Genomic DNA, 6,203 nt, shown 5'->3' on the forward strand with positions numbered 1-6,203 from the left:
GCCTGCCGGCGTACGGGAAGCTGTCCGGCCACAAGATCGACGACGTGCATCAGGGCGAGGGCGCCGCCAAGGGCAAGCGCGACGAGCGCGACTTCACCCTGTGGAAGGGCGCCAAACCCGGTGAACCGTCGTGGCCGACGCCGTGGGGTCGCGGGCGGCCGGGTTGGCACACCGAATGCGTCGCGATGTGCGAGGCCTATCTCGGCGCGGAGTTCGACATCCACGCCGGCGGTATGGATCTGGTTTTCCCGCACCACGAGAACGAGATCGCCCAGGCCGAGGCGGTCGGCGACACATTCGCCCGCTACTGGCTGCACAACGGCTGGGTGACCATGGGCGGCGAGAAGATGAGCAAGTCGCTGGGCAATGTGCTCGCGATTCCCGCTGTGCTGCAACGTGTCCGGGCGGCGGAGTTGCGGTACTACCTCGGCAGCGCGCACTACCGGTCGATGCTGGAGTTCTCCGAGACGGCGCTGCAGGACGCCGCGAAGGCCTATACCGGCATCGAGGACTTCCTGCATCGCGTCCGCCACCGCGTCGGCGCCGTCGTGCCGGGCGAGTGGACGCCGAAATTCGCTGCGGCCCTTGATGACGATCTCGCGGTGCCGATCGCGCTGGCCGAGGTGCACGCCGCCAGGGCCGAGGGCAACCGCGCGCTCGACGCCGGCGACCACGAGACCGCCTTGACCCAGGCGATGTCGATCCGCGCGATGATGGGGATCCTCGGCGCCGATCCGCTCGACGAGCGTTGGGAGTCGAAGGATGAGACCTCGGCGGCGCTGGCCGCTGTCGACGTGCTGGTGCGGGCGGAGGTCGAGCGGCGCGAGGATGCGCGTGCGCGACGCGACTGGGCCGAGGCCGACGCGATCCGCGACCGCCTGAAGGAGGCCGGAATCGAGGTCACCGACACCGCCGACGGTCCGCAGTGGACGCTGCTCGACGGGCACACCAAGTAGATGGCCGGAAATTCGAAGCGCAGGGGCGCGGTCCGCAAACCGGGCACCAAGAAGGGGCCGACGGTCGGTTCGGGCGGTGTGCGCCGCCGCGGGCTCGAGGGTCGCGGCGCCACCCCTCCCGCGCACATGCGTCCCAACCATCCGGCGGCCAAGCGCGCGGCGAAGGCCGCCAAATCTCAGGCGCGCCGGCAGACCAAGAAGACCGACGACACCGAGATCGTTCTCGGACGCAATCCCGTCCTGGAATGCCTGCGCGCGCAAGTGCCCGCGACGGCGCTCTACGTCGCGCTGGGGGCAGAGGCCGACGAGCGGCTGACCGAGTCGGTGCAGATCGCCGCCGACGCGGGCATCTCGATTCTCGAGGTGCCGCGCCACGACCTCGACCGCATCGCCGCCAACGGGCTGCATCAGGGTGTGGCGCTGCAGATTCCGCCCTATCAGTACGCCCACCCGGACGACCTGCTCTCGGCGGTGACCGCGGACGGCTCCTCGGCCCTACTGGTCGCGCTGGACAACATCTCCGATCCCCGCAACCTCGGTGCGATCGTGCGCTCGGTCGCCGCGTTCGGAGGCCACGGCGTCCTCATCCCGCAGCGCCGGTCGGCCTCGGTGACAGCGGTCGCGTGGCGCACCAGCGCGGGCGCCGCGGCGCGGCTGCCGGTGGCCAGGGCCACGAACCTGACTCGCACGCTGAAGAGTTGGGCCGACGCGGGCCTGCAGATCGTCGGGTTGGACGCCGACGGGGACACCACGGTAGACGAGCTGGACGGCTCCGGACCGATGGTTGTGGTGGTCGGCTCGGAGGGCAAGGGACTTTCCCGGCTGGTCCGCGAGACCTGCGACGCGGTGGTGTCCATTCCGATGGCGGGGCCGACCGAGTCGTTGAACGCGTCGGTGGCCGCGGGCGTCGTGCTCGCCGAGATCGCCCGCCAGCGCAGGAGCTAGAGCCCGGACACCCGCAGTCCCAGCCACAGGCCGATGACCGCTACAACCAACGTGGCCGGAACCGTGCACAGCCCGACCCGACTGAATTCGGTTGCGTTTGTTGTCATCTCGCGGCGCACAACACTGCGCCACAGCAGGTTGGCCAGCGAACCGACGTAGGTCAGGTTCGGCCCGACGTTCACCCCGATCAGCACCGCCAACACCGCGCCCGGCCCGGTCGCCGACACCAGCGGCAGCAGCACCAGAACCGCTGGCAGGTTGTTCACAATGTTCGACAGCACCGCCGCGACGGCAGCGATGCCCAGTAGGGCGAGCAGGCTCTGACCGTCGGGCAGCAGGCCACGCATCGCGGTGTCGAGACCGTTGACCATCACGGCGTCGACCACCACGCCCAGGCACAGCACGAACACCAGGAACGGCACGTCCGCGGCGGCGGCGAGACGGGTCACGGTCGTATGGCCTCGCGCCAGGCTCCGCCCGCCGAGCACCAGTACTCCGCCCAGCGCCGCCCAGGCCGGCGAGAATCCGAGCATGGATGCAACGACGAAACCGCCCAGGGTCAACCCCAACACGACGAGCGGGAACACCGGTACGTGCACGGTCTCCTGCATCACCGGCTCGGGCGTGACGGACAGATCATGATGGAAAAGCCAACGCAGCAGCGCGAATTCGACGACGATCACGGCCAGCCACGGCAGCGCCATGAGCCCCGCGAACCCGAGAAACGAGACCCCCGCAGCGGTGAACGCCAGAAGATTGGTCAGATTCGATACCGGTAACAGCAGCGACGCGCTGTTGGCCAGGTGCGCCGTGGCATAGGCGTGTGGCCTGGCCGGAACGGACAGGATCCGGGCGGTCGCCAGCACCACCGGTGTCAGCAGCACCACCGTCGCATCCAGGCTCAAGATCGCGGTCGTCGCCGCCGCGATCGCGAATAGCCCTGCGAGCAGACGACTCTGGCTGCCGTCGGCGGCGCGCGCCATCGCCCCGCCCGCCGCGCGGAACACCCCTTCGTCCGCGCACAGCCGCGCCAGCACGAGCACCACCGCGAGAAAGCCGACCACCGGCAACAATCGGCCCACCTCTTGCACCGCCTCATGCGGTGAGACGACATCGGTCGCGATCAGCAGTACCGCGACCGGGACGGCGACGACGGCCTCGGGCCACCTGTGCGGGCGGGCCACCGCGAAGACCAGCACGACCGCCAGCGCGGCCGCGGACGCAATCAGCTCCACGGGTCGGCGGGCTGCCACAGCGTGGGCAGGTGCAGAGCGACACCGTCGCCGCCGGACAGGCGCGACAGCACCCGCATCGAAACGTCGAGGTCGTCGGCGGCGTAGGGGAGCGCACGCAGCGGCTCATGCAGCGGACGGAAGAAGTCGTCCCAGTGGATGAGCACCACGCGGCGAGCTCCGACGGTGCGTACGGTCTCGCGCCAGTAGTCCTCCAGGTAGCGCTCCGGTTGCAAGCCGAGCTGCCCGACCCCGAGGTACACGACGTCGGCGCGCTGCCCGGCCAGCGCGCCCGGAGCGAACCCCGCACTGCCCACGATCAGCAGGCTTTGACCCGACGGACGGTGGTGCACCAGCGTGGACCACGCCTCACCGCACCGGTATGCCGACACCTTGACCGGCGGCACGATCGGGCTGGTGATGACACCCGGAAACCGGTCGGGCGGACAGTGATTCCCCTCGAAGAGCGTGACGTCGTAGGGACCGAGGGCGACGGGTTCGCCGGGGCGGGCGACCACCAGGTGGTCCTCCGGCAGGCGATGGCCGCGGCCGACCTGGGCGGCCGACCGCCCGCCGACGATGCGCGCACCGGTGCGTTCGGCCACCACCGCGCTGTCCATCGCGTGGTCGTAATGGGTGTGCACGGGCAGGACGGCTTCCAGCCGGTCGATTCGCAGGCGGGCGAGGCACCCGTCGATGCGTGGCTCCGATGGCGACAACCGTCGCAGCCCGACCTGGCGCAGGCTGGGCCGGGAGAAGAAGCCGTCGGTCAGGATCGCCGATTCGCCGTCGTCGATGTGCAGGGTGGTGACGCCCGCCCATGTGACCGTGACTGGGGCGCCGGCTGTCGCCGGCGGTGCGTCGAAGTAACGCTCGTAATCCGTCAGATCGGGGCGGCCGAGCTTGAAACGCATAGCGCCAACCTTAGATGCGGCCACGGCGGGGAAGTTGTGCTCCGATACTTTGTGACCCGGTGAGGATCGACGGCGAACTGGACGATATCGCCCGCTACGGCGGGTTCTTCGCCATCTCCCACGGATCCGCCGGCCCCGGTTGGCGGCCGGTCAGCGCTTGTTACGCCGACGGCTATCGGGACCTCATCGATACGACGGCGGCCCGCTACCGCACGCGAGACAGGCGCGTCGCCGCGTCTCTGGTCCAGATGAGCCACGCGTCGCGGTTGTGGTCGCCGGTTCTCGCCTGCGCCGTCGCGCACAAAGTGGTGCCCGACCTCACGGGACTGCAGCGGGCCGGCGACGGCGCCGAGCTGAGACTGCCTGTGCCCGAGGGTAACTCGCTGCCGGCGAATCCGGCCGAGTCGCTGTATCGCATCGTGGTGCAGGACCACCTCGAGGTGTTGGCCGAAGGGCTGCGGGTCAAGGTCGCGACCGGACTGTTGTACGGCAACGCCGCGTCGGCGTTGGTGGCCGCGACCCGAGCGCTGTACTCGGTGCGGCCCGAACTTCGCGACGAGGCGACGCGCCTGGCGCGGCAGTTGCTGCAGACCGGCAGGCTGGCCGGTACCGGGATTGTCAAGCACAACTTGGCTTTTCGCCGCAACAGCTGCTGCCTGTACTACCGGATCGCCGACGGCGCAAAATGCGCGGACTGCGCCTTGCTCACGTAAAAGGCTTGATGTCGACGCCCTCATCCTGCAGGCGGTCCCGCACCACCGTGGCGATCTGCACGGCGCCCGGCGAATCACCGTGCACACAAATCGAATCGACGGTGATCGGGATGGTCGATCCGTCGACCGCGTCGACCCGGCCCGCCAACACCATCGACGCGATCCGGTCGGCGATCACGTCGGTGTCGTGCAGGACGGCGCCGCGCTGACGGCGGTCCACCAACCGGCCATCCGGCCGATACGCGCGGTCGGCGAACGCCTCCGGCACGATGCGCAATCCGCGCTCTTCGGCCTCGCGGAAGAACGCCGATCCCGCCAGCCCGAGCACGGGAAGGCCGGGATCCACGGCGTGCACGGCTTCGGCGACGGCGCGGGCCTGATCGGTGTTGGTCACGATCGCGAAGTACAGCGCCCCATGTGGTTTGACGTATCTGACCTCGGTCCCGGCCGCGCGGGCCATCGCCTGTAGCGCGCCGATCTGGTAGATGACGTCGGCCTTGAGATCCTCTGGCGTCGCGTCGATGAACCGCCTTCCGAAGCCTGCGAGGTCGCGATAGCTCACCTGCGCGCCGATCCGCACATCACGTTCGGCGGCCGCCCGGCACGTCCGCAACAGCAGCGCCGGGTCGCCTGCGTGGAAGCCGCACGCGACGTTGGCGCTCGTCACGATGTCGAGCATGGCCTCGTCATCGCCCAGGCGCCACACCCCGAAACCCTCGCCGAGGTCGGCATTCACGTCGATGGTTCTCACGATGGCAGTCCCGCTGAAGTGGTGTCGGGCCAACGGTTTTCGGCGACGAATTCGGTCAGTGGCCGACCGATCGTCCATTCGTCGATCTCCAGCTGGGGGCGATCCGGGAAGTCAGGCACCGGGCCGAGGCACAGAATCGCAACGGGCTCGGCCCCGTCCGGCATGTGTAGCAATTCCGCGAGCCTTCCGGGTTCGAAGATCGACACCCACCCCATGCCCAGGCCCTCGGCACGCGCGGCGAGCCAGAGGTTCTGGATCGCGCACGAGACCGACGCCAGGTCCATGTGCGGCAGTGTGCGGCGTCCGAACACATGCCGCTGGCGACCGTCGCCGAGCGCGACGACGAGAAGTTCGGCGCATTCGGAGATTCCTTCGACCTTGAGCGCCAGGAACTCCTCGCCGCGTGGCCCCAGTGCCGCGGCGGTGCGTACGCGTTCGTCGTCGACGAGATCGTGGATGCGTCGCCGCAACTCACCGTCGGTGATCCGGATGAATCGCCAGGGCTGCATCAGTCCGACACTCGGCGCGGCGTGTGCGGCCTGCAGCAGCCGGGCCAGCACGTCCTCGGGCACCACCGCACCGGAAACGAATCGGCGCATGTCGCGGCGCTCGGCAATCACCCGGTAGACCGCGCGGCGTTCCTCGATGTCGAACGCGTGCTGGTTCACGCGGCCAGCTTAGGCGTCCGGGGT

Annotated in this window: 7 protein-coding genes; 3 read left to right on the forward strand and 4 right to left on the reverse strand. The window is 69.5% G+C overall.

Translation table 11 applies throughout. The annotated features are described in order from the left end of the window. A partial coding sequence (locus A5698_RS21815; RefSeq protein WP_068301021.1) for a class I tRNA ligase family protein occupies positions 1–956 on the forward strand: 956 nt, incomplete at its 5' end. Further along, positions 957–1,901, forward strand: a complete 945-nt coding sequence (rlmB, locus tag A5698_RS21820; RefSeq protein ID WP_068301025.1) for a 23S rRNA (guanosine(2251)-2'-O)-methyltransferase RlmB — start codon at positions 957–959, stop codon at positions 1,899–1,901. Here the strand turns inward: rlmB and A5698_RS21825 are convergent. Next, positions 1,898–3,136 carry an SLC13 family permease gene (locus tag A5698_RS21825; RefSeq protein ID WP_068301028.1) on the reverse strand — a complete coding sequence of 413 codons (1,239 nt, stop codon included), beginning with the start codon at positions 3,134–3,136 and terminating at the stop codon, positions 1,898–1,900. The two genes, rlmB and A5698_RS21825, sit on opposite strands and share 4 nt — an antisense overlap. Then, positions 3,127–4,047 carry an MBL fold metallo-hydrolase gene (locus tag A5698_RS21830; protein WP_068301033.1) on the reverse strand — a complete coding sequence of 307 codons (921 nt, stop codon included), beginning with the start codon at positions 4,045–4,047 and terminating at the stop codon, positions 3,127–3,129. Before A5698_RS21830 ends, A5698_RS21825 begins: the two co-directional genes overlap by 10 nt. Positions 4,048–4,106: 59 nt before the next feature. Between A5698_RS21830 and A5698_RS21835 the strand changes: the two genes are divergently transcribed. Then, positions 4,107–4,760 (forward strand): (2Fe-2S)-binding protein, encoded by a 654-nt coding sequence (locus tag A5698_RS21835; RefSeq protein ID WP_068301036.1) that lies wholly within the window; start codon positions 4,107–4,109, stop codon positions 4,758–4,760. Here A5698_RS21835 and A5698_RS21840 read toward each other — a convergent pair. Further along, positions 4,753–5,511, reverse strand: coding sequence for a LamB/YcsF family protein (locus tag A5698_RS21840; RefSeq protein ID WP_068301039.1), 759 nt, complete (start codon positions 5,509–5,511; stop codon positions 4,753–4,755). The genes A5698_RS21835 and A5698_RS21840 overlap by 8 nt on opposite strands. Next, positions 5,508–6,179, reverse strand: a complete 672-nt coding sequence (gene bluB / locus A5698_RS21845) for a 5,6-dimethylbenzimidazole synthase (protein WP_068301041.1) — start codon at positions 6,177–6,179, stop codon at positions 5,508–5,510. The genes A5698_RS21840 and bluB overlap by 4 nt, the downstream gene beginning before the upstream one ends. Positions 6,180–6,203: the final 24 nt, after the last annotated feature.

This window comes from Mycobacterium sp. E136, from assembly GCF_001666865.1.
Classification (GTDB): Bacteria; Actinomycetota; Actinomycetes; order Mycobacteriales; family Mycobacteriaceae; genus Mycobacterium.

What these genes read in the sequence shown, in the direction of transcription:
- rlmB (WP_068301025.1), top strand. Translation starts at nt 957, where the DNA reads ATGGCCGGAAATTCGAAGCGCAGGGGCGCGGTCCGCAAACCGGGCACC.
- A5698_RS21830 (WP_068301033.1), bottom strand. Translation starts at nt 4,047, where the DNA reads ATGCGTTTCAAGCTCGGCCGCCCCGATCTGACGGATTACGAGCGTTAC.